Below are 21,172 nucleotides of genomic sequence, written 5' to 3'. Positions count from 1 at the left end.
ATAGCGGGCCGGCGAGAAACCAGCCCGAAAGATGACAATGATTTACTTTTTATCTTCGGCAATTCTGTCGCGCATATGCTGCGCGCGATCGGCTGAAGCCGGGTGGGAGTCCATCAATGATTTTGCATGACCTGCGTCCATTGTGGCGAATTTATCGAATGCCGTGACTAAGCCCTGGGTGTTAATCCCACGTTTTTTCAGCAGATCGTAAGAGAAATCATCCGCATCCGACTCCTGACTGCGAGAAAACGCCGAATTGATGACGCCTTCCGCCAGATCGCCCAATTGAGACTGGGAAAACTGCGCTGCGACACCGCTGGTGGCGGAAATCGCATCGCGAGCCGCCAGCGTGGCATAGGCGGTCTGCATTGCCTTGCGGGAGTGCCCTAAAGAGACATGGCCCAGTTCATGGCCCAGTACGCCTTCAATTTCATTATCGGTCATCAGATCCATCAGGCCGGAGTATACGCGAACGCACCCGTTCGCCATCGCCCATGCGTTGATATCGCTGGTCATATAGACTTTATAGCTAACCGGCGTACCGTCAATGTTGTTACCCAGCGCTTTGGCGATTTTGCTCAGACGTTTGGTGTATTTGCTTTTCGAACCTGCCAGTTGATTCTCGCTGTCCATTTGTTTACAGGCATTATTAGATAATGCCTTAACATCCGCATCGGACAGTGTGGCGGCTTTGTAGGCTGACATGCCGGAACTGGCGATTAAATTGCCATTCACGCCATTTTTACATCCTGCCAGTAGCGTAGCGGAAATCGCCACCGCCAGTAATAATGATTTATTTTTCATACTAATCTTCCGTTGATAACTATTATAAAAAACACATAAATCAATGTGTTAAATCATCAACAAATTAGCATTAGTCATAATTGTAAAAATAGTGCGAATGCGGACCTCGATGCGCCAGCCTGTCGACTGGCGCAACAGAAGGATTAGGCAGGCGTACTCATCCGCGCCAGTTGTTCGAAATAATCAGGGAACGTTTTTGCGGTACATTTCGGATCCAGGATCGTGACTGGCGTATCGGACAGTGCGACCAGTGAGAAGCACATCGCCATACGGTGGTCGTTGTACGTGCCAATATCCGCGTGTTGGAGCTTCGCCGGCGGCGTGATACGAATATAGTCGTGCCCTTCTTCGACTTCAGCGCCCACTTTACGTAGCTCGGTCGCCATCGCGAACAGGCGATCGGTTTCTTTCACTCGCCAGTTATAAATATTGCGCAACGTCGTGGTTCCTTTCGCAAACAGCGCCGTGGTGGCAATCGTCATCGCCGCATCCGGAATATGGTTCATATCCATATCTATGGCGTGCAATTCGCCGCGCGTGCAGGCAATAAAATCATCGCCCCAGGTAATGGTCGCGCCCATTTTCTCCAGCACATCGGCAAAACGAATATCGCCCTGCATACTTTTGCGGCCAATCCCGGTCACTTTTACCGTGCCGCCTTTTATCGCCCCGGCGGCGAGAAAATAGGACGCTGACGAGGCATCGCCCTCGACCAGATAGCGACCTGGAGAGTGATACTGTTGACCGCCCTTCACGACAAATTGTTGGTAGTGGTGGTTCGCTATCTCCACGCCAAAGGTTTTCATTAAATTTAGCGTGATATCGATGTAAGGTTTTGATACCAGTTCGCCTTTAACGCGAATAATTGTGTCTTTAGGGGCCAGCGGCGCCGTCATCAGCAGAGCGGTCAGGAACTGGCTGGAAACGCTACCATCAACCTCAATGTTGCCGCCGGTAAAACCGCCGCGCAGACGCAGAGGCGGATAGTTTTCCTGCTCCAGGTAATCAATATTCGCCCCGCCCTGACGCAGCGAATCGACCAGATGGCCTATCGGACGCTCTTTCATACGCGGTTCGCCGGTTAACACTATCTCATTTTGCCCCAGACATAGCGCTGCCGCTAACGGACGCATAGCGGTTCCGGCATTACCGAGAAACAGTTCCAGATCGCCTGGCGCACGTAATGCGCCGCCATTACCCGTGATATCACAGCGGGTGCGATCGGCAGAAAGGGTGTAATTGATCCCCAACGCGCTCAGGGCATTGAGCATATGGCGGACGTCATCGCTATCCAGCAGATTCGTCAGAACGGTTTTACCACAAGCTAAAGCCGCCAGGAGCAAAGCACGGTTTGAAACACTTTTGGAGCCAGGTAAATTAATGGCGCCATCGACCCGCGCGATGGGTTGTAACGTCAGGGATTCCATGAAACTCAACTCTCAAAAAACAGAAATAAAAACCCCACAGACTGGCCGTGGGGATGAAAAAAGAAACGTATTAGCCGTGGCGACGCTCAAAATCGATCATGAAATCGGTCAGCGCTTTCACCCCTTCAATCGGCATGGCGTTATAGATAGAGGCGCGCATACCGCCAACAACACGGTGCCCTTTTAAGGCGTGCAGACCGGCGGCGAAAGACTCTTCCAGAAAGACCTTGTCCAGCGCATTGTCCGCTAACTGGAACGGAACGTTCATCCGCGAACGGTTGGCCTGTGCGACATCGTTACGGTAGAAATCGCTGTTATCAATCACACCGTACAGCAACTCCGCTTTTTGCTGATTGATTTTGTGCATCGCCGCCACGCCGCCCTGCGCTTTCAACCATTTGAACACCAGGCCGGAAAGATACCAGGCGAAAGTCGGCGGCGTATTAAACATCGAGTCGTTATCATTCAGGACGGTGTAGTCGAGGATGGACGGGCAACTCTCATGCGCCTTGCCTAACAAATCCTCCCGGACGATAACCAGCGTCAGTCCTGCCGGACCGATATTCTTCTGCGCGCCAGCATAAATTACGCCATAGCGAGAGACGTCCAGCGGCGCAGACAGGATGGTAGAAGAAAAGTCCGCCGTGACGATCACCTCCGGGCCAAAATCCGGCGTTTCATCAATGGCGATGCCGTCAATGGTCTCATTCGGGCAATAGTGTAAATAAGCGGCGTTATCGGAAAGCTGCCACTCGCGCATCGGTTTTACGGCACGTTTGCCGTCAACGGTGATTTTGGCGTCGATAATCTGCGGCGCACAATATTTTTTGGCTTCTTTAATGGCGCTCGCCGCCCAGTAACCAGCATCGACATAATCCGCCGTGGTTTTATCGCCCAGCAGATTGAGCGGCACGCCAGCAAACTGCCCGCGACCGCCGCCGTGACAAAATAAAACTTTATAGTTGGAGGGGATATTAAGGAGATCGCGAAAATCCTGCTCCGCTTCTTCAGCGACCTGGATAAACTCTTTGCCTCGATGGCTAATTTCCATTACCGACGTACCAAGACCGTGCCAGTCACGCAGTTCCTGTTGCGCCAGTTTAAGTACTTCCGCCGGTAGCATCGCCGGACCTGAACTAAAATTAAAGACCTGAGCCATTTCCCCTCACCACGCTGCATTGTTTCCTGCCTGACAGACATCAGGCAAACGTTATTCATGTGAATATCGGTTTTATCATTCAGTGACACGCGCCGCAATGGGTAAAACAATGCGAGGAGAAAATGCGGCATGCGTCACACAACAGAATCTTCCGGATTAACCGTATAAATCCGATATTTTCGCTGTTAAACAACGCGTTTAGCCCGGCTTGCCTTCGTCCATTCTGGATTTGCGCAGCGCGGACATAATTGCTTTTCCCCGACGTTCATGCGTATCACTTCACTGCAACGTACGCAGGCATAGTCGCCAGCCTCCGGCACCACGATAAAGCGTGGCGTACAGTGCTCAGGAAGAATGCTTAACCCCGGCTTAACGTCTTTATTTTCAAAGAAATAGACGCTGATTTGTCCGTTTGTCTCCAGGATAGCCAGTCTGACCTGCCCCAGTTGCTCAACGCCATTCAAGCGAAGCTCCATAAAAAACTCAAACTCCGTCATGTTCGAGCGCTGCAGTTTTTCCCACGCCAGTTCGCCGTCTTCAACAATGACTACCGACTTGCCTTCCAGCAGATCTTCCAACTTTTCACTATGCGCCATCAGCCACATGACCAGGCGATAGAGCAGCGCCAGGGTGATGAATACCACCAGAACAGGGAGCATCGGAACGTCATCATAAAACGCGACGTCGCCTGCCGCCGACCCCAATGTCAAAATGATCAGCACTTCAAAAAGCGACATTTGTCGTACGCCGCGTCGTCCTGTCACCTTTAAGAAAAGAAACACCAGAACAAAGGTGTAAAAGCTACGCAGCGCCACTTCCCCCAAAAACGCTACCGGCACGTTATCCAGCGCCATTCGTTGCAAATCAAATGCTTTCATTTTTTATGCTCTTCCTGTGAATTCCAGTGTAAAAGCATAGCCAATACTTTTATTTCCGCCGATGTCCCGGCGAGATAGCGCTCGTCACATAAAACCCGTATCATTGCGCGCTTTCCGTACGACAAAAGTGATTTTCATGACGCAAACATTTATTCCCGGCAAAGACGCCGCGTTGGAAGACTCCATCGCCCGCTTCCAGCAAAAGTTACTCGACCTCGGCTTTCACATCGAAGAGGCCTCCTGGCTGAACCCGGTGCCAAACGTCTGGTCAGTGCATATTCGCGATAAAGAGTGCGCGTTATGCTTTACCAATGGAAAAGGCGCGACCAAAAAAGCGGCGCTGGCCTCGGCGCTGGGCGAATACTTCGAGCGTCTGTCAACCAACTACTTTTTTGCTGATTTCTGGCTTGGCGAAACGGTCGCCAACGGGCCATTCGTGCATTATCCGAATGAAAAGTGGTTCCCGCTGACTGAAAATGACGACGTACCGGAAGGCTTGCTTGATGCCCGTCTGCGCGCGTTTTACGATCCGGAAAATGAACTCACCGGAAGCCAGTTAATTGATCTTCAGTCCGGCAATGAAGAACGCGGCGTCTGCGGCCTGCCATTTACTCGTCAGTCCGATAACCAGACCGTGTATATTCCGATGAATATCATCGGCAACCTGTACGTCTCTAACGGAATGTCCGCTGGCAATACGCGTAATGAAGCCCGCGTTCAGGGACTGTCGGAAGTCTTCGAGCGCTATGTGAAAAATCGCATCATTGCAGAAAGTATCAGTCTGCCGGAGATTCCCGCAGAGGTGATGGCGCGTTATCCGGCGGTAATGGAGTCAATCGCCACGCTGGAAGCCGAGGGTTTCCCGATTTTCGCCTATGACGGCTCGCTGGGCGGTAAGTATCCGGTTATCTGCGTCGTGCTGTTCAACCCGGCTAACGGTACCTGCTTTGCTTCTTTTGGCGCCCATCCTGACTTTGGCGTTGCGCTGGAACGTACAGTGACCGAACTACTCCAGGGACGCGGTCTGAAAGATCTTGATGTCTTCACCCCGCCAACGTTCGATGATGAAGAAGTCGCGGAGCACACTAATCTGGAGACCCACTTCATCGACTCCAGCGGCCTGATTTCCTGGGATCTGTTCAAACAGGACGCCGATTACCCGTTCACGGACTGGAGTTTTTCCGGCACTACCGAAGAAGAATTCGCCACGCTGATGGCCATCTTTGCTGCTGAAGATAAAGAAGTTTACATTGCCGATTACGAGCATCTCGGCGTATACGCCTGTCGTATTATCGTACCGGGAATGTCTGATATTTATCCTGCCGAAGATCTGTGGCTGGCCAACAACAATATGGGTAGCCATCTTCGTGAGATTCTGCTTTCGCTGCCCGGTAGCGCCTGGAATAAAGAAGACTATCTCAATCTGATTGAACAATTGGATGAAGAAGGTTTTGACGATTTCACCCGCGTGCGTGAACTGTTGGGTCTGGCGACCGGAGCGGACAATGGTTGGTATACACTGCGCGTCGGCGAATTAAAAGCAATGCTAGCGTTAGCGGGCGGCGATTTGGAGCAGGCGCTAATCTGGACAGAATGGACGATGGAGTTCAATTCGTCGGTCTTTAGTCCGGCACGCGCAAACTATTACCGTTGCCTGCAAACGCTGCTGCTCCTGTCGCAAGAGGATGCGCGTCAGCCGCTGCAATATCTCAATGCTTTTATAAAAATGTATGGCGCGGAGGCTGTAGAAGCCGCCAGCGCTGCGCTTAGCGGTGAAGCGGCTTTTTACGGGCTACCAGCTGTCGACCACGATCTACGAGCGTTCCCGGCGCATCAGTCCTTGTTAAAAGCGTATGATAAATTACAGCGCGCGAAAGCGGCATACTGGTCAAAATAAGGCCATATGAGTGACTTAGGGTAGGTTTACCCTCTCGGCTGCGTTATATTACGGGGCGCCTTTGCGGCCCCGTTTTATTTATTTTCACTAAACGGCGAAAAATGTAATAACAAGGTTAAATATTGGTTGTTGATATTAAATTAATTGACATAGTGATGTTACTTTATTTGTTGATTACTCCATATTAATTAACCGTGCAGCAGGAGGAGTCAGGAAAAAATTCAACTCTATTTATAATTTTTAAAATTTATTTTTATTAGGATAATCAAAAAGTTACACCGTAATTGCATAAAAGCCATGCGACTTACGGGCCTATAAGCCAGGCGAGATATGATCTATATCAAATTCTCATCTATAATGCTTTGTTAGTATCTCGTCGCCGACTTAATAAAGAGAGAGTTAGTGTGAAAGCTGACAACCCTTTTGACCTTTTACTCCCTGCAGCAATGGCCAAAGTGGCTGAAGAAGCAGGCGTCTATAAAGCAACGAAACATCCGCTTAAGACTTTCTATCTGGCGATTACCGCCGGCGTATTCATTTCAATTGCCTTTGTTTTTTATATTACTGCGACAACCGGTACTGGCGCGATGCCTTATGGCATGGCGAAACTTATCGGGGGTATCTGTTTCTCTTTGGGACTGATTCTCTGTGTTATTTGCGGCGCTGATCTTTTCACCTCTACTGTTCTGATCGTTGTAGCTAAAGCTAGCGGTCGCATCACCTGGGGGCAACTGGCTAAAAACTGGTTAAACGTCTATTTTGGTAACCTGATTGGCGCTCTGCTTTTCGTGTTACTGATGTGGCTTTCCGGCGAGTATATGACTGCCAACGGTCAATGGGGACTTAACGTCCTGCAAACCGCCGACCACAAAATGCACCACACTTTTATTGAAGCTGTCTGCCTCGGTATTCTGGCGAACCTGATGGTTTGTCTGGCCGTGTGGATGAGCTATTCAGGTCGTAGCCTGATGGACAAAGCGTTCATCATGGTACTGCCCGTCGCCATGTTTGTCGCCAGCGGTTTTGAGCACAGTATCGCAAACATGTTTATGATTCCTATGGGTATTGTAATACGCGATTTCGCTACACCGGAGTTTTGGACCGCAGTCGGTTCGTCTCCGGAAAGTTTTTCTCACCTGACCGTGATGAGCTTCATCACTGATAACCTGATTCCGGTCACGATCGGTAATATTATCGGCGGCGGTTTGTTGGTCGGGTTGACATACTGGGTCATTTACCTGCGTGGTAACGAGCATCATTAATCTGTTGATGCCCATTACACGCAGTAAATAAAAAATCCACTTAAGAAGGTAGGTGTTACATGTCCGAGCTTAATGAAAAGTTAGCCACAGCCTGGGAAGGTTTTACCAAAGGTGACTGGCAGAATGAAGTAAACGTCCGTGACTTCATTCAGAAAAACTACACTCCGTATGAGGGTGACGAGTCCTTCCTGGCTGGCGCTACTGACGCGACCACCAAGCTGTGGGACAGCGTAATGGAAGGCGTTAAACAGGAAAACCGCACTCACGCGCCTGTTGACTTTGACACCTCCGTTGCTTCCACCATCACTTCTCACGACGCTGGCTACATCAACAAAGCGCTTGAGAAAATTGTTGGTCTGCAGACTGAAGCTCCGCTGAAGCGTGCGATTATCCCGTTCGGCGGTATCAAAATGGTTGAAGGTTCCTGCAAAGCGTACAATCGCGAGCTGGACCCAATGCTCAAAAAAATCTTCACCGAATACCGTAAGACCCACAACCAGGGCGTATTCGACGTTTATACTCCGGACATCCTGCGTTGCCGTAAATCTGGCGTTCTGACCGGTCTGCCGGATGCGTATGGCCGTGGCCGTATCATCGGTGACTACCGTCGCGTAGCGCTGTACGGTATCGACTACCTGATGAAAGACAAATTCGCGCAGTTTACGTCTCTGCAATCCGATCTGGAAAACGGCGTAAATCTGGAAGCGACTATCCGTCTGCGTGAAGAAATCGCTGAACAGCACCGCGCTCTGGGTCAGATCAAAGAAATGGCAGCTAAATACGGCTGCGATATCTCTGGCCCGGCGACTAACGCTCAGGAAGCAATCCAGTGGACTTACTTCGGTTACCTGGCTGCGGTTAAATCTCAGAACGGCGCAGCAATGTCCTTCGGTCGTGTATCCACCTTCCTGGATGCGTACATCGAACGTGACCTGAAAGCAGGCAAAATCACCGAGCAAGACGCACAGGAAATGATTGACCACCTGGTCATGAAACTGCGTATGGTTCGCTTCCTGCGTACTCCGGAATATGATGAACTGTTCTCCGGCGACCCGATTTGGGCAACCGAATCTATCGGTGGTATGGGCGTTGACGGCCGTACTCTGGTCACCAAAAACAGCTTCCGCTTCCTGAACACCCTGTACACCATGGGGCCGTCTCCGGAGCCGAACATCACCGTTCTGTGGTCTGAAAAACTGCCGCTGAACTTCAAGAAATTCGCCGCTAAAGTCTCCATCGACACCTCTTCTCTGCAGTACGAGAACGATGACCTGATGCGTCCGGACTTCAACAACGATGACTACGCTATCGCATGCTGCGTAAGCCCGATGATCGTTGGTAAACAAATGCAGTTCTTCGGTGCGCGTGCAAACCTGGCGAAAACCATGCTGTATGCAATCAACGGCGGCGTTGATGAAAAACTGAAAATGCAGGTTGGTCCGAAATCCGAACCGATCAAAGGCGATGTTCTGAACTTCGACGAAGTGATGGATCGCATGGATCACTTCATGGACTGGCTGGCTAAACAGTATGTCACCGCGCTGAACGTTATCCACTACATGCACGACAAGTACAGCTACGAAGCCTCTCTGATGGCGCTGCACGACCGTGACGTTATCCGCACCATGGCGTGTGGTATCGCAGGTCTGTCCGTTGCGGCTGACTCCCTGTCTGCCATCAAATATGCGAAAGTTAAACCGATTCGTGACGAAGATGGTCTGGCTATCGACTTCGAAATCGAAGGCGAATACCCGCAGTTTGGTAACAACGACGCTCGTGTAGATGACATGGCGGTTGACCTGGTAGAACGTTTCATGAAGAAAATTCAGAAACTGACCACCTACCGTGGCGCTATCCCGACGCAGTCTGTTCTGACCATCACTTCTAACGTTGTGTATGGTAAGAAAACTGGTAACACCCCGGATGGTCGTCGTGCTGGCGCGCCGTTCGGACCAGGTGCTAACCCGATGCACGGTCGTGACCAGAAAGGCGCTGTCGCTTCTCTGACCTCCGTTGCTAAACTGCCGTTTGCTTACGCGAAAGATGGTATTTCTTATACCTTCTCTATCGTTCCGAACGCACTGGGTAAAGACGACGAAGTTCGTAAGACTAACCTGGCAGGTCTGATGGATGGTTACTTCCACCACGAAGCGTCCATCGAAGGCGGTCAGCACCTGAACGTCAACGTCATGAACCGTGAAATGCTGCTGGACGCGATGGAACATCCGGAAAAATATCCGCAGCTGACCATCCGTGTATCTGGTTACGCAGTACGTTTTAACTCCCTGACGAAAGAACAGCAGCAGGACGTTATTACTCGTACCTTCACGCAGACCATGTAATGGGTTTGACTGAAATTACGCTATAAAAAGCGTACAAAAAAGGCTCCATGTCAGTGGGGCCTTTTTAATTTTTATAAAAGCATATTTCGACAACCAGAATTTTTACTTATAAATAAAGTGTTATTATGTGATCTATATATTCTTCTCAGAATAGCATCAATTTCTCTTTTATTATTTTGATAATCATCATAATCCTTATTTAATACATCAGAAAACAGCATGGTGTTAGCTTCTGTAAAATCACATGACAATGACGGCATATATCCATGTAGCAGATAGATAAGTGTTGGATGAAACATATCAAACAGGACTTCTCCCTCTAATTCCCAGTAACCTATTTTACAAAATTGGGTAGAAATCTCAAAAGACCCCATTTGAAGACAGCGTAGTTTATCCATCTCATCCTCAGTAAGCGTACCATTCCATTCAACACATGCCATTTTTCGATCTTCTCCAGATCGCATAAGCTTATAAACTTCATCCTTAATTTCATCATCTTCATTAACTTCCTGCCTAAGTTTAAAAGCAAAGTTTTCTAATAATTCTGGATAGCAAGCAATTTTTTCTCCATACTTAATACATACTTTAAAAAACAACTCTTCTTCATCTTCTTCCATCACTTTAAAAATACAGTTTTCTGAAACATTGAGGATACGATGCAAATTACATTTATCAATAACCTTGCCATCAATCTCAAATGAAACTTGTGTCTGACTCATATCAAAACGCATAACAAAGCGGTCTTGTTGAGATGGATTAGCATATTGTTTTAATTGTGCAAAGGCATATATCTTCTCCATGCCGACTGTATCAACATTAAGTTCAGCTTGATTTTCACGTTCACATCCATGGATGAGTGTATATAATACCTCCAGCACCTCTCTTTTTTTGTGTGTTCTGAAGCAGTCCTTAAATCTATCCCATACCCCCATGTATAGCGCTTCTTCTTTGTCAGAACTCATCAAACGGGCTAGCCGTGAATGATTAATTTCATAGTTATGACGATTACCAAAACTTAACGTAACTGGCATAATAACTCCCTTGATTATTTACCGCGAAAGAAAAATCCAATCCGTTGCTCTCATTTTTTTGATTAAAGCCACACTCTATTTAAGAGATTGAATCAGCCTGGGTTTAGAAATGGCATCAGATTTACACCTGATTGCGCGTTGAATGCGACGCCAGGCACTGGACGGGCATAACGTTCTTTGGACACATCTGAATTATGTTGAGAATTATTTTCGTTCTGACCACAACAAAACGGCGCCAACCATTCGAAAAAAGAGGCGGATCATAAACAGCAAAACCAGGGCGCTATGAATGATACACTTACAGTATGTATTGCGGTTGAGGCGTTACGACCTGATGAATGAGCCAGAATTTCTGGCGGTGCGAGTTATGCAGCATAGATTTGCCGTATATTTTATACTGAATAGAGGTAAAATAGCTCCATTGCAGCACATTCTGGAACAGCCACACATTCTGTAGTCCAAAATTTACGCTCGCAGTACCGCTTTTTTACAGGATGCAACCCCCTTACCAGGGTGCTCAACATGCCCGGAATGTGTCCATAAACCCCATGTTATTTAGAGCTAGCCGAAGCGATATGAGTAACTTAACCGATTGTATTACAAATGAAAGTGTTGCAGTAACTGCTGATAAAAAGCCGGTTATTGGTCGCATTCACTCCTTTGAGTCCTGTGGCACCGTTGATGGCCCAGGCATCCGCTTTATTACCTTTTTCCAGGGCTGCCTGATGCGCTGCCTGTATTGCCATAACCGCGACACATGGGATACGCATGGCGGTAAAGAAATCACCGTTGAAGACTTAATGAAAGAGGTGGTGACCTATCGGCATTTTATGAATGCTTCTGGCGGCGGCGTGACGGCATCCGGCGGCGAGGCCATTTTGCAGGCAGAATTTGTACGCGACTGGTTTCGCGCCTGTAAAAAAGAAGGTATCCACACCTGTCTCGACACCAACGGCTTTGTGCGCCGTTATGACCCAGTGATTGATGAACTGCTGGACGTTACCGATCTGGTGATGCTCGATCTCAAGCAGATGAATGATGAGATCCACCAGAATCTGGTCGGTGTCTCTAATCACCGGACGCTGGAATTCGCTCAGTATTTATCAAAGAAAAATGTGAAGGTCTGGATCCGTTACGTTGTCGTTCCCGGCTGGTCTGACGACGATGATTCCGCGCATCGCCTGGGTGAGTTTACCCGCGATATGGGGAATGTCGAAAAAATCGAACTGCTGCCCTATCATGAGCTGGGCAAACATAAATGGGTGGCAATGGGCGAAGAATATAAACTGGATGGCGTGAAGCCGCCTAAAAAAGAGACCATGGAGCGTGTGAAGGGCATTCTTGAGCAGTATGGTCATAAAGTGATGTATTAATCGCCTGCTATCTTATCCGCTTTTAAACGGCTACCCGTGAGGGTAGCCGTTTTGCTGTCTGGATAACGCTCTTACCGCTAAAATATCCGACTCCGCCGTCAGACAGGCCTGGTTAACAATATTGCGCTTACCAGGTATTAAATACAGAGTCGCTTATCTGCTGCTGGGTTGAAGGTCTGACAACTATTGCTGACCCGGTGCCTGTTAATACCATGGTCTCCGCCTGGAACCCAGGCACCTGTGACCTTAAAAGGCGCTCGCCTGACAGGAGCGCCGTGGAAAAGAGCGTCGTTATGTGTTTCTACGCGCCAGCAGTGGGAAAATTAATCCCAACCCGACCAGGACAAAAGGCGTCACGATGTTCAACGTCAGCTGGAATGTCCACTCCGGTGTGAACGCCTCCATTTTGGGGAAAATACCGGTAAGGCAGGCAAACGCGGTGAAGGCAAAACACCATATTCCCACAGTTAACGCCAACGCCCGGTTGCGAATAAACACATATTCGGGTTTGTACTTTTGCGCCAGTCGAATGACAGCAATAAAGGCGACAAATACCCACAGATAGCGCAGCGGCATAACAACTGAGTTGAGATTAAGCAGCCATTTGTACAGGTTGTTCATATCGCCGATGCCAAGCGTTGGCAACATAATCAAGATAGCGACCAACACCAATGTCAGCAAATAACCGTTAACTGGCGTACCTGAAGCGTTAGTACGACATAAGCGCTGCGGGATATATTTACTGTCTGCATCACCCAGCAATACTTTTAGTGGCGCATCAATAGAAAACACCAGCGCGGCGATTTGCCCCAGAGTATTGGCAATGGCATAAATCACCATTAATGAATTACCCATATGGTAATACTCACCCAATTTCTGGAATGCATAATATTGCCCATTGGTCATTAAATCGTCAGGTATATGCCGGGAATCAAACATCATTCCCATCGCCAACGAACCGAGGATAGCGCAGACCGCAACCATGACGGCTAAAAAGAGCATCCCCTTCGGAAATTCTTTTCCTGGATTCCGCGTCTGGTTAACGTAAGGCGAGATCTTCTCTGCCCCACCAACCGCAAAGACCAACATAGAGATGGTGGTGATATAGGTAAAATCGATATGAGGAATAAATGACTGCCAGGTGATGTTAGTGGTCGCAATTTCAACGTTTGTAATTGCTGGCGCGGTCACTGCCATCACAACATATAAAATTGACATGATAAACATGGCAATTCCGGCCACAGATCCAACAACCTTTAGCGATTTCATCCCCCGGGAAGCAACCCACATAAAGAAAACAAACAATGCCAGCGTCAGCCCCTGCAAGGCAACGACGGTATATTCTTTTATCAACGAGCCGTCGCCTTTTAAAGCCCATCCCAATGCAATGAGTATCGCCTGCGGCTTTTGCGCCAGGTAGGGAATATGCACGACCCAATAAGTCCATGCCGCAAGGTAAGCCAACCCCGGCCCCATCGTATGCTTAATCCAGGTACTGACGCCCCCTTTTCCCTCTTTGAAGGTTGAGCCCAGTTGCCCCACGATTAAGGCATAAGGAATAAAATAGAGCGCAAAAATAAACACCCAGGAGAAGACAACCACTAACCCCTGGTTAGCATAGTTATTGACAACATTGCCGAATCCCCAAACGGTAATAAACGACATCAGGGCGATGTTGTACCATCGCAACTGTTTTTCCTGCACATTCGGCATAACGTGATCCTTCGTGAACACAATGCTATTACTATAAATGAAGCGGGGAATTATGCGCGGTAAAGACGAAGAGAGAAAATAGAGGAGCGCAAAATTATAACCTTCGGCACATTTTATTTTTCAGTAAAGCAAGAAAATTATGCAGGTCAATTATTTTACGTAAAACATAAACAAAGAGTATGCAAGACTCACGTCCTGCATACGATTCAGAGAACAGTTAGGTGTGGGCGACAGGATTAGGCGTCTGGCCGGCGTTACGTAACAGCATCAGCAGATAAATAAACGATACGCTGGCGATCATAATAAACAGCAGATTATCTGAATAATTCTGCATTAACATCGCAGCAAAAGACGGCCCCAACAGGCTCCCTACCGTATAACTTAACAACAGTGCCTGGTTCATTGCCACAAGCTGGTGGTGTTCGACTTTTTCACAGGCCCAGGCCATTGCAACAGGATAAAGCGTAAAACCCGCCGCCCCCAGAATAAACAGAGCTGGCGCCATCGCCGCCTGGGTTAACATGGCAATACTACCGAGTATGACAACGAATACCTGTACGCGTAATACCAGCAAGCGACCAAATTTGTCCGCCAGACGTCCCATTGGCCATTGCCCCAAAATACCGGCGCTCACCAGTACCGCCATCCAGAAACCGATGCTGGCGTTAGCCATCCCCTGATGCTTCAGATATAACGGCATCAGACCATATAATGAACCAAGAACAATGCCGGAAATAATACAACCATTCACGCCAAGACGCGCCTGGCGTAGCTTCAGCATGGCGCTAATAGAAGAGGAATGACGTGCCTGTGTTTGCTGATTTACAATCCGGGTAAAGAGTAGCGGCAGAATTCCCGCCAGAATCATTCCGGTCACCCAGGGAAGGACGTGCAGCAATTCACCAGACACTTTACTGACCAATAATTGTCCAAGGAAGGTCCCCATGTAATAGACCATCATATAGGCAGCCAGCAGGCGCCCGCGATTATGCGAGGTTCCGCTGCACATCAACGCGCTTTCGACAACCACCCAAATCATGGCGCAGCCGATACCGGCAATAAAACGCCAGCTCATCCAGCTCCAGAACCCCACCATCACGCCCAACCCGACACAACCCGCGGCGAAGATCAGCGAGGCAAGATAATAGCTACGGTTAAACCCAATGCGTTTAATTAAATACCCGGTAAATAACGTCCCGACCAGATTGCCGGTAAAATAAGACGAGCTGACCATCCCCACCTGCCAGGTCGGAAGGTTTGCCTGAGCAAGCCACAGCGGCACAAGCGTATTCAGTACCGCAATGGCCAGGGTCAACAAAAGTAGCCCGCACAGCAAAAGCATGACGGGACGGGTATAGGTGGACATGAATAAAAACCGTGAGGAAGTTCAAATTTCATGCGCATCATGCCATCGCCAAAAACATTGTCAATCGGCTCCGCATGGGCGATCCGCAAGTTTTGAGACTATCGATTTGATTTACTTATTCTGCACGTGAATATATTAAAAGGCTAAAAATTCATCCCCTTGTTTTTATTGATCTAACCCGCAAAATCGGCGTTTTGTTCAGTCGAAAAATTTCATGGTTCCTTTAGCTTCGTTTTCTTCTCTATGGATTTATATGCACCTTCTCCGCCCCGGTTATATCCCTTAAATTGATGGCGGCTAAAGGCGTATTCGGCCTGCACGTTCTGCAGGCCGAATACGCGTCAACGCGTTAGCTGGCTACCGCCATGCCCACGGTCATATGCAGCCCATAGAATACGCCGCGGCCAATCAATTCCCCCGCCAGCATCAGAATGAAGGCGACAGAGAGCAACGGTACCGCAGGTTGATACCCTTTTAACTGTGGCACAATCCAGCAGCACAACGCCGCCGCAAGCAGCACCATACGCCAGGCCATCAGCGAGCCATAATCCGGCACCAGAGCAGACGCCTGCTGAATGGAACTGTGAATCGTCGCCAGTTCCGCGCCCTGCATGGCCGCCATAATGGCGATAACCACCAGCGCCAGCACCGACACCGCAGGCAACAAACGCATCGCCCAACCGTTCACGCCCGCGATGCGCAGCAGCAGATAACCCAGTAGCGGGCCACCCATAAAGAGCGTCAGGAAGAAGCCCAGCGGCGTCCAGATGCTATACCAGGTCGGTACTGTATCGATGCTGTTATAGACGCGTACCATCATCCAGACGAAGACGACGCCCAGTACCATCGTGATAATCAGCCAGAGTGTGCGCAGTACCGGCGGCAGCTTTTTCAGTACCGCCAGCAGCCAGCCAATCCCGCCGACCGCAAAAAACACCGAGCCGCTGGCAATTTCATTGCTCAGTGCGGAAGCACCCACGCGGTTAAGCGAGTTAAACGCGCGCATCGGCGAACCCAGATGCAGCATCGAGGCGATAAAGCCAATCCCCATCAGCACCCACAGACCAAACATACAGGCGATCACCCGCTGCTGCGTTTCCGCGCGCAGGTCGCCCTTCATCAGCGCCAAAGCCAGAACAATAAAACCACCAGCCACGCACTGACCAAAGACCGTGAAGATCATCAACGGCCATTCATGCCATCCACTTCCCATCTTATACCTCCTTCGGATTGGCCAGATAACCGGTGGTGTCCCCGGTCGGGCGGCTGTTGGCGTTGGGTTTAATCACAATATTCGGCTTCGTGAAATGCGCGCGCGGCAACGGCGCGACGGCAGCCAGCTCACCGTGTTTTTTGCGCAGTTCGTCTATCGGGCCGAAATCCAGCGCCCGCAGCGGACAGGATTCGACGCAGATCGGTTTCTTGCCTTCCGCCACCCGGTCATAACAGCCGTCGCACTTGGTCATATGACCTTTGGCCGCGTTGTATTGCGGCGCGCCGTACGGACAGGCCATGTGGCAGTAGCGGCAACCGATACAGACCTCTTCGTTCACCACCACAAAACCGTCATCGCGCTTGTGCATCGCGCCGCTCGGACAGACTTTGGTACAGGCCGGGTCTTCGCAGTGGTTACAGGAGATGGAGAGATAGTAGGCAAAGACGTTCTGGTGCCAGACGCCGTTATCTTCCTGCCAGTCGCCACCCGCATACTCATAAATGCGGCGGAAGCTGACATCCGGGGTCAAATCTTTGTAGTCCTTGCAGGCCAGTTCGCAGGTTTTGCAACCGGTGCAACGGCTGGAATCAATAAAAAATCCATACTGGGTTGTCATCGGTTACTCCTTACGCCTTTTCAACCTGAACGAGGTTCGTATGTGACGGGTTCCCCTTCGCCAGCGGAGAAGGACGTTGGGTCGTCAGTACGTTAATACATCCGCCCTGATCCACGCGTTTTGCATCCGGGTCATACCATGCGCCTTCTCCCAGGGCGACCACGCCCGGCATCATGCGCGGCGTCACTTTAGCCTCGATATGTACTTCGCCGCGATCGTTGAAGATGCGGACTTTATCGCCATTGTTGATACCGCGTTTCTGCGCATCCATTGGGTTAATCCACATTTCCTGGCGACAGGCGGCTTTCAGTACGTCTACGTTGCCATAAGTGGAATGTACACGCGCTTTATAGTGGAAACCCGTCAACTGCAGCGGGAATTTATCCGTTAGCGGATCGTTATAGTTTTCAAAACCTGGCGTGTAGATCGGTAATGGATCGATCACGTCGCCTTCCGGCAGCTCCCAGGTGGCGGCGATATCCGCCAACGCCTGTGAATAGATTTCAATCTTGCCCGATGGCGTTGTAAGTGGATTCGCTTGCGGATCTTCGCGGAAGTCTTTATAGGCGACATGGTGGCCTTCGGGGTCACGCTGTTTGAAGATGCCTTGCTTACGGAACTCCTCAAAGGTGGGCAGATTCGGAATGGATTTACGCGACTGTTCGTACAGATGACGCATCCACTCTTCTTGCGTCCGTCCTTCGGTAAACTGTTGTTCCACGCCAAGACGTTTCGCCAGTTCGCTGGTCATCTCATAAATCGTCTTACACTCGAAGCGCGGTTTAATCGCCTGGTCAGTGAAGATAACGTAAGACATGTTCCCGCAGGAGGCATCCAGCGCAAAGTCCATCTGCTCAGAAGCAGTGCAATCCGGTAACAGAATATCGGCGTATTTTGCCGACGAGGTCATATGACAGTCGATAACGACGATCATTTCGCATTTCTTGTCATCCTGCAGGATTTCGTGGGTGCGGTTAATCTCAGAGTGCTGGTTAATCAAACAGTTGCCAGCATAGTTCCAGATCATTTTGATCGGCACGTCCAGCTTATCTTTCCCCCGCACGCCATCACGCAGCGCCGTCATTTCCGGGCCGCGTTCAATGGCATCGGTCCACATAAACATGGAGATGCTGGTTTCAACCGGGTTTTCTAACGTGGGCATACGTTCAAATGGCAGGGCATAAGACCCTTCGCGCGCGCCGCTGTTACCGCCGTTAATCCCAACATTACCCGTCAGGATCGCCAGCATCGAGATGGCGCGCGTGGCGATTTCTCCATTAGCATGACGCTGTGGTCCCCACCCCTGGCAAATATAGGCGGGTTTAGCGCTGCCGATTTCTCGCGCCAGCTTAATAATGCGATCCGCCGGGATCCCGGTAATTTGCGCCGCCCACTCCGGCGTCTTCGCGATACCGTCTTTACCCTGGCCCAGAATATAGGCTTTGTAGTGACCGTTTTTCGGCGCGCTGGCAGGCAAGGTTTTTTCGTCATAACCGACGCAATATTTGTCCAGGAACGGCTGATCGACCATGTTCTCGGTGATTAAGACATATGCCAGACCATTGACCAGCGCCGCATCGGTACCTGGACGAATCGGAATCCACTCATCTTCGCGACCGGCGCCGGTGTCGGTGTAACGAGGATCGATAATGATCATCCGCGCGTTTGATTTCTGCCGCGCCTGTTCAAGATAATACGTTACACCGCCCCCGCTCATGCGGGTTTCGCCAGGGTTATTACCAAACAACACCACCAGCTTACTGTTTTCAATGTCGGATGGACTATTGCCATCCGCCCAGCCGCCATAGGTGTAATTCAGACCCGCTGCGATTTGCGCGGAAGAGTAATCACCGTAGTGATTAAGATAACCGCCGCAGCAGTTCATCAGACGGGCGACCAGCGTTTTTCCTGGCGGCCATGAACGTGTCAAAGTGCCGCCCAGCGTACCCGTGCCATAGTTCAGATAAATGGACTCGTTGCCATACTCTTTGATAAGACGCTGCATATTGGTAGCAATGATATCGTAGGCTTCGTCCCAGCTAATACGCTCAAATTTACCTTCGCCGCGCGCGCCGACGCGCTTCATCGGATACTTGAGCCGATCCGGGTTATAGACGCGACGACGCATAGAACGACCGCGCAGGCAGGCGCGAACCTGGTGCAGGCCATCGTAATCATCGTTTCCGGTATTATCCGTTTCTACATATTTGATTTCGCCATCCACAACATGCATACGTAGCGGACAACGGCTGCCACAGTTTACCGTACAGGCGCTCCAGACGACTTTCTCGCCGGTTTTCGCCGGGCTTATCGCCTCTGCGGCGTTAGCGATGCGGGTAAATGGCAGGGTAAATGCGCTACTGGCCATCGCCAGGCCGCCTATCGCGGTGGTTTTGACTAAACCACGACGGCTCACCTCGGCTGCCAGCACGGCATCAGGGATCTTAGTTTTCATAAGGGCTCACTCTGCTGCTCACAATAAAAAAAACAATAAAACGATGTATAGAATTTTATATAGCGATAACGTCGCTATAAAGTCTGATATATATCGAAAAAATAGAAAAATAGCGTTAAAAACTGACCTTCATTCGAAATCAGTATTACCCCTAATAGGGTAGGGATTATTGTCCGGTATCAAACTGGCATAAAAAAAGCGCCCGAAGGCGCTTTTTAGAAGAAGAGAAAGCGAGGATTAGCCGATATATTCCAGTCCGTTCATGTACGGACGTAATACTTCCGGCACTTCAATGCGACCATCAGCCTGCTGATAGTTTTCCATCACGGCCACCAGGGTACGACCTACCGCCAGACCAGAACCATTCAGGGTATGGACCAGACGGGTCTTTTTGTCGGACTTACTGCGACAGCGTGCCTGCATACGACGCGCCTGGAAGTCCCAGACGTTAGAGCAGGAAGAGATCTCGCGGTAGGTATTCTGCGCCGGAACCCAGACTTCGAGGTCATAGGTTTTGCAGGCGCCGAAGCCCATATCACCAGTGCACAGAATAATTTTACGGTACGGCAGTCCCAGTAGCTGGAGCACTTTTTCCGCGTGACCGGTCATCTCTTCCAACGCAGCCATAGAATCTTCCGGGCGAACGATCTGCACCATTTCCACTTTGTCAAACTGATGCATACGAATCAGGCCACGGGTATCACGACCATAAGAACCTGCTTCAGAACGGAAACAAGGCGTATGCGCCGTCATTTTAATTGGCAGCTGATCTTCGTCGATGATTTCATCGCGTACCAGATTGGTCAGCGGAACCTCCGCCGTCGGGATCAAAGCATAGTTGCTGCTGTCTGCTTCTTCTTCCAGCGGACGGGTATGGAACAAATCGCCTGCGAATTTCGGCAGTTGACCGGTGCCATACAGCGTGTCGTGGTTAACCAGATACGGCACGTAGTTTTCGCTATAGCCGTGCTGTTCCGTATGCAGATCCAACATGAACTGCGACAATGCGCGATGCATACGCGCAATCTGTCCTTTCATCACTACAAAACGGGAGCCGGTCAGCTTAACCGCGGCGGCAAAGTCGAGGCCGGAGTGCATTTCCCCTAAGGTGACGTGATCGCGGATTTCAAAATCAAACTCACGCGGGGTACCCCAGCGGCTGACTTCAACGTTGTCGTTTTCATCTTTACCTACCGGCACTTCATCCGCAGGCAGGTTTGGGATGGTCAGCGCGATATTGCGGATCTCCGCCAGCAAGGTATCCAGCTCGGCTTTCGCCGCATCCAGCTCTTCGCCCAGTTTATTCACTTCCAGGCGTAAAGGCTCGATATCTTCCCCGCGCGCTTTCGCCTGGCCGATGGATTTCGATCGAGAATTACGCTCCGCCTGCAGGTTTTCCGTGTTGACCTGCAAAACTTTACGACGCTCTTCAAGAGCGCGCAGCTTATCTACATCCAGCTTAAAGCCCCGGCGTGCCAGTTTTTCAGCGACTGCGTCTGGCTCATTACGCAGCAGATTGGGATCGAGCATGCTTATCCTGTGCTTATCGAATAATAAAAGGAAACGCGATCAATTGATGATCGCCTCTGATTGTATTGATGAACGTAAACCGCGTTTACGTAATAGCGACGTT

15 protein-coding genes and 1 pseudogene are annotated in these 21,172 nt (G+C 50.0%); 5 read left to right on the top strand and 11 right to left on the bottom strand.

The window, feature by feature from the left end:
* Positions 1 to 42: 42 nt before the first annotated feature.
* From NA624_RS07980 to NA624_RS07965, 4 genes are all read right to left on the bottom strand, one after another.
* Complete coding sequence (locus tag NA624_RS07980) at positions 43 to 804, bottom strand: M48 family metallopeptidase (protein WP_000792298.1); 762 nt, start codon at positions 802 to 804, stop codon at positions 43 to 45.
* A 143-nt stretch (positions 805 to 947) separates the two neighbouring features.
* Positions 948 to 2,231: a 3-phosphoshikimate 1-carboxyvinyltransferase gene (gene aroA / locus NA624_RS07975; protein ID WP_000445196.1), complete on the bottom strand. Its 1,284-nt coding sequence runs from the start codon at positions 2,229 to 2,231 to the stop codon at positions 948 to 950.
* 70 nt (positions 2,232 to 2,301) lie between these two features.
* Positions 2,302 to 3,390 (bottom strand): 3-phosphoserine/phosphohydroxythreonine transaminase, encoded by a 1,089-nt coding sequence (gene serC, locus NA624_RS07970; RefSeq protein WP_000079585.1) that lies wholly within the window; start codon positions 3,388 to 3,390, stop codon positions 2,302 to 2,304.
* A 185-nt stretch (positions 3,391 to 3,575) separates the two neighbouring features.
* Positions 3,576 to 4,268 (bottom strand): DUF421 domain-containing protein, encoded by a 693-nt coding sequence (locus tag NA624_RS07965; protein ID WP_000642870.1) that lies wholly within the window; start codon positions 4,266 to 4,268, stop codon positions 3,576 to 3,578.
* Positions 4,269 to 4,404: 136 nt separating this feature from the next.
* On the opposite strand from NA624_RS07965, the gene ycaO reads away from it, so the two are divergent.
* The 3 genes from ycaO to pflB all read left to right on the top strand — a co-directional run bounded on the left by ycaO (position 4,405) and on the right by pflB (position 9,769).
* The gene (ycaO, locus tag NA624_RS07960; RefSeq protein WP_001549599.1) at positions 4,405 to 6,165 is read left to right on the top strand and encodes a 30S ribosomal protein S12 methylthiotransferase accessory factor YcaO; all 1,761 of its coding nucleotides are present in this window, start codon (positions 4,405 to 4,407) and stop codon (positions 6,163 to 6,165) included.
* A 404-nt stretch (positions 6,166 to 6,569) separates the two neighbouring features.
* Positions 6,570 to 7,427: a formate transporter FocA gene (gene focA / locus NA624_RS07955; protein ID WP_000642539.1), complete on the top strand. Its 858-nt coding sequence runs from the start codon at positions 6,570 to 6,572 to the stop codon at positions 7,425 to 7,427.
* A gap of 59 nt (positions 7,428 to 7,486) precedes the next feature.
* Complete coding sequence (gene pflB / locus NA624_RS07950) at positions 7,487 to 9,769, top strand: formate C-acetyltransferase (protein ID WP_001292803.1); 2,283 nt, start codon at positions 7,487 to 7,489, stop codon at positions 9,767 to 9,769.
* Positions 9,770 to 9,840: 71 nt separating this feature from the next.
* On the opposite strand, the gene sopD2 is transcribed toward pflB, so the two are convergent.
* Complete coding sequence (gene sopD2 / locus NA624_RS07945; RefSeq protein WP_001145566.1) at positions 9,841 to 10,800, bottom strand: type III secretion system effector SopD2; 960 nt, start codon at positions 10,798 to 10,800, stop codon at positions 9,841 to 9,843.
* 131 nt (positions 10,801 to 10,931) lie between these two features.
* Between sopD2 and NA624_RS07940 the strand changes: the two are divergent.
* Positions 10,932 to 11,257: pseudogene (locus tag NA624_RS07940) on the top strand (cytoplasmic protein).
* Between the two features lie 118 nt (positions 11,258 to 11,375).
* On the top strand, positions 11,376 to 12,173 hold the full coding sequence (pflA, locus tag NA624_RS07935; protein WP_000067928.1) for a pyruvate formate lyase 1-activating protein: 798 nt from the start codon (positions 11,376 to 11,378) through the stop codon (positions 12,171 to 12,173).
* Between the two features lie 291 nt (positions 12,174 to 12,464).
* Here pflA and NA624_RS07930 read toward each other — a convergent pair whose 3' ends face one another.
* The 6 genes from NA624_RS07930 to serS all read right to left on the bottom strand — a co-directional run bounded on the left by NA624_RS07930 (position 12,465) and on the right by serS (position 21,069).
* The gene (locus NA624_RS07930) at positions 12,465 to 13,886 is read right to left on the bottom strand and encodes an APC family permease (RefSeq protein WP_001134264.1); all 1,422 of its coding nucleotides are present in this window, start codon (positions 13,884 to 13,886) and stop codon (positions 12,465 to 12,467) included.
* Between the two features lie 217 nt (positions 13,887 to 14,103).
* Positions 14,104 to 15,252, bottom strand: a complete 1,149-nt coding sequence (locus NA624_RS07925) for an MFS transporter (RefSeq protein WP_000109272.1) — start codon at positions 15,250 to 15,252, stop codon at positions 14,104 to 14,106.
* Between the two features lie 349 nt (positions 15,253 to 15,601).
* Positions 15,602 to 16,465: a dimethyl sulfoxide reductase anchor subunit family protein gene (locus NA624_RS07920; RefSeq protein WP_000534685.1), complete on the bottom strand. Its 864-nt coding sequence runs from the start codon at positions 16,463 to 16,465 to the stop codon at positions 15,602 to 15,604.
* A gap of 1 nt (position 16,466) precedes the next feature.
* Entirely contained in the window at positions 16,467 to 17,084 is a 618-nt protein-coding gene (gene dmsB, locus NA624_RS07915; protein ID WP_000213069.1) for a dimethylsulfoxide reductase iron-sulfur subunit DmsB, read from the bottom strand.
* 10 nt (positions 17,085 to 17,094) lie between these two features.
* A complete protein-coding gene (dmsA, locus tag NA624_RS07910) occupies positions 17,095 to 19,539 on the bottom strand; it encodes a dimethylsulfoxide reductase subunit A (protein ID WP_000850250.1) in 2,445 nt (814 codons plus the stop codon).
* Positions 19,540 to 19,776: 237 nt separating this feature from the next.
* Complete coding sequence (serS, locus tag NA624_RS07905; RefSeq protein WP_000886699.1) at positions 19,777 to 21,069, bottom strand: serine--tRNA ligase; 1,293 nt, start codon at positions 21,067 to 21,069, stop codon at positions 19,777 to 19,779.
* Positions 21,070 to 21,172: the final 103 nt, after the last annotated feature.

Source organism: Salmonella sp. NW38, assembly GCF_051807745.1.
Taxonomy (GTDB): domain Bacteria; phylum Pseudomonadota; class Gammaproteobacteria; order Enterobacterales; family Enterobacteriaceae; genus Salmonella; species Salmonella enterica.
This window is presented reverse-complemented; position numbering and strand designations above follow the sequence as displayed.